We start from the raw sequence: 3,572 nt of genomic DNA on the forward strand, positions 1-3,572 counted from the left end.
TGGCAGCCCGCCGGCGCGACGCTGCCGGTACGGGTCCCGGTGCCGGCGGCCGAGCTGACGGCGGCGGTGGACGCGCTGCTGGGCAACGTGTTCCGGCACACGGCCGAGGGAACGGCGTTCGGCGTGGCGTTGCACGAGGGCAGGGACCACGAGGGCAAGGACATGGTCGGCATCGTGATCGAGGACGCGGGTCCCGGCATCGCCGACCCGGAGGCGGCGCTGGAGCGCGGGGCGAGCGGGGCCGGCTCGACGGGGCTCGGCCTGGACATCGCCCGGCGGCTGGCGGAGTCGTCGGGCGGCGCGCTCCGGCTGGGGCGCTCGCCCCTGGGGGGCGCCCGGGTGGAGGTCTGGATCCGCCGCCCGGCCGCCCGCCCCTCAGCCCTGGGCCTGCCTTGAGGCTGAGTTTTGAGACGATCTCATGTCTCGCCCTGAAATCACTTCTAAGCCCACCTTAAAGACGCCTTAAGCCCCATTTTTCGGCGTTTTCGGTGGTCCATCGTGTTCTGCATGCAGATCTCCCGCAAAGCGGTCGCCGCCGCCACCCTCACCGCTCCCACCCTGCTCGTCCTCGCCGTCGTCCCCGGCGCCGCGAACGCGCACGGCACCATGAACAACCCGCCGAGCCGGACCATGGTCTGCTTCACCGAGAACCCCGAGAGCCCCAAGTCCGCCGCCTGCAAGCAGGCCGTGGCACTCGGCGGCACCCAGCCGCTCTACGACTGGAACGAGGTCAACCTCGCCAACGCCGCGGGCAGGCACCGCGAGATCATCCCCGACGGCAAGCTGTGCAGCGCGGGCCGCGACAAGTACCGCGGCTTCGACCAGGCCCGCGCCGACTGGCCGACCACCACGATGGCGAGCGGCGCGGCCTTCACCTTCCGCTACCGCGCCACCGCGCCGCACAAGGGCGGCTTCGACCTGTACGTCACCAAGGACGGCTACGACCCGGCCAAGCCGCTGAAGTGGTCGGACCTGGAGTCGAGGCCGTTCCTCAGCACGCAGAACCCCACGCTGGCGGACGGCGCGTACGTCATGCAGGGCCGCCTGCCCGTCAAGCAGGGCCGCCACCTGATCTACGCGATCTGGCAGCGCAGCGACAGCCCCGAGGCCTTCTACTCCTGCTCGGACGTGGTCTTCGGCGGCGGCTCCGGCACCCCGGCGGGCGGGCCGAGCGCCCAGCCCACCGCGACCACCCAGCCCCCGGCCAACCAGCCGACGACCAAGCCCACCACCCAGCCCACCGCCCAGCCCACGGCCAGCGCGCCCCCGTCGCAGCAGCCGAGCGCCATCACGCTGTCGGCGATCAACGCGGGCGCCGGTGTCACCCCCGCCTCGACCAGGGTCGGGCAGCAGGTGACGGTCACGGCGGTGTGCGGCGGCTCCCGGGTGCGCGGCGTGGCCTCGAACGCCTTCAACCCGCGCCGGCTGTTCGCCCAGGCGCCGGCCGCGGCCTGGGCGCCGTCGCTCAGGGCCGTCCGCGCGGGCACCCACCCGGTGATCGTCTACTGCCAGAACGGCAACCAGGCCCGTACGACGCTCACCGTCAGATGACACCAGGGGGCCCGGGTCGGCCGCGGCGTTCGACAAGTGAGCCGACCCCCGTCCGCCCCCGTCCGCCTCACAAGATCCTGACCGTATCCGGACAGGAGTTGCAAATGGGTCTTCTCAGGACGAGATGCGCTGGTTACGTTCGGGCAGCGCGGCCGTTTATGGGGCTGTCCGCGCCCGCCACACCGTCCCTGACCGGGATCGGCACGCGGAAGGACATCACCCCCCGTCCCTCGCCTCTGTCCACCCCCACGGAGGACCCCGATGAAGCTCCTCACGGCAGTCAGCGCCCTGGCGCTGGCGGTGCCGCTCGCGTTCACCGCGCTCACGCAGGCGGCCGTCGCGGCGGCGCCGCCGAACATCTCGCTCACCAACGTCAAGGCGCACCTGACGCAACTCCAGTCGATCGCCACCGCCAACGGCGGCAACCGTGCCCACGGCCGCCCCGGCTACCTGGCCTCGGCCAACTACGTCAAGGGCCAGCTCGACGCGGCCGGGTACACCACCACGCTCCAGTCGTTCACCTACAACGGCGCCACCGGCTACAACGTGATCGCCGACTGGCCGGGCGGCGACCCGAACGACGTCCTGATGACCGGCGCCCACCTCGACAGCGTCACCGCCGGCCCCGGCATCAACGACAACGGCTCCGGCTCCGCCTCGATCCTGGAGGTCGCGCTGGAGGTCTCCCGGCAGTCGCTGCAGCCCACCAAGCACTTACGCTTCGCCTGGTGGGGCGCCGAGGAGCTGGGCCTGCGCGGTTCGCAGTTCTACGTCAACAACCTGTCCGCCACCGAACGCGGCCGGATCAAGGCCTACCTGAACTTCGACATGGTCGCCTCCCCCAACCCGGGCTACTTCCTCTACGACGGCGACAACTCCGACGGCACCGGTTCGGGCCCCGGTCCGGCCGGGTCGGCCGAGCTGGAGCAGACGCTCGCCTCGTACTTCTCCTCGATCGGCGTCCCGACCCGCGGCACTGACTTCGACGGCCGCTCCGACTACGGCCCGTTCATCGCCGTGGGGATCGCGGCAGGCGGCACGTTCACCGGCGCGGAGGGGATCAAGTCCAGCGCGCAGGCGCAGCTCTGGGGCGGCACGGCGGGCCAGGCGTTCGACGTCTGCTACCACCGTTCGTGCGACACCACCGCGAACGTCAACGACACCGCCCTGGACCGCAACGCCGATGCCATCGCGCACGCCGTCTGGACGATCGCGACCGCCGTCCCGCCGGCCACTGTCTGGTCGGACACGTTCGAGACCGCGACCGGCTGGACCGCCAACGCGGCCGGCACGGACACCGCGACCACCGGCGCGTGGGAGCGCGGCGACCCGGCGGCGACCACCTCCAGCGGCGCCAAGCAGCTCGGCACCACGGTCAGCGGCGTGAACGACCTGGTCACCGGCCGGCTGGCGGGCACCGCGGCGGGTGACTTCGACGTCGACGGCGGCCTCACCTCCATCCAGTCACCGGCCGTCGCGCTGCCGTCCGGCGGGACGCTCACGCTGTCGTTCTCGTGGTACCTGGCGCACGGCAGCAACTCCTCCTCCGCCGACTTCCTGCGCGTCAGGGTGGTGGGGAGCAGCAGCAGCACGGTGTTCCAGCAGCTGGGGGCGGCCAGTAACCGCAATGGCGCCTGGGGCACGGCCAGTGCGAACCTCTCGTCGTTCGCCGGGCAGAGCGTGCGGATCGTCGTGGAGGCGGCCGACGCGTCCGGCGCCTCGCTGGTGGAGGCGGGGGTGGACGACGTCAAGATCACCAGCCAGTGAGATGACCCAATGAGCCCGGGCCGCGCGGGGCCCGGGCTCATTGCCGCCCCGGGGGCCGACGTCACGCCTGCTCTTCGAGGGCCGCCTCCGTACCATGCAGGAACGCCCGCAGCCCGTGCTCGAACGCCTTCTCCTGCAGCGGGTCGTCGGCCTCCGCGTACGCCCTGACCAGCGGCGCGGCGGCGCCGCCGTCGAGCTGCTCGACCACGGCGGCCAGCCGCTCGGCCGCCGGTCCGGGGGCCGTGCGGGGGGGC

At 72.5% G+C, this 3,572-nt stretch carries 4 protein-coding genes; 3 read left to right on the forward strand and 1 reads right to left on the reverse strand.

The genetic code is table 11. From position 1 onward, the window contains the following. The 3 genes from KME77_RS16725 to KME77_RS16735 all read left to right on the forward strand — a co-directional run. A partial coding sequence (locus KME77_RS16725) for an ATP-binding protein (RefSeq protein WP_219468175.1) occupies positions 1–396 on the forward strand: 396 nt, incomplete at its 5' end. A gap of 111 nt (positions 397–507) precedes the next feature. Then, on the forward strand, positions 508–1,551 hold the full coding sequence (locus KME77_RS16730) for a lytic polysaccharide monooxygenase auxiliary activity family 9 protein (RefSeq protein WP_219468179.1): 1,044 nt from the start codon (positions 508–510) through the stop codon (positions 1,549–1,551). A 261-nt stretch (positions 1,552–1,812) separates the two neighbouring features. Beyond that, the gene (locus tag KME77_RS16735) at positions 1,813–3,318 is read left to right on the forward strand and encodes a M28 family metallopeptidase (protein ID WP_219468181.1); all 1,506 of its coding nucleotides are present in this window, start codon (positions 1,813–1,815) and stop codon (positions 3,316–3,318) included. A gap of 61 nt (positions 3,319–3,379) precedes the next feature. On the opposite strand, the gene KME77_RS16740 is transcribed toward KME77_RS16735, so the two are convergent. After that, positions 3,380–3,572 (reverse strand): hypothetical protein (locus KME77_RS16740; protein ID WP_372451183.1); only part of this gene is annotated, 193 nt, incomplete at its 5' end.

The organism is Nonomuraea rhizosphaerae, assembly GCF_019396405.1.
Lineage (GTDB): Bacteria > Actinomycetota > Actinomycetes > Streptosporangiales > Streptosporangiaceae > Nonomuraea > Nonomuraea rhizosphaerae.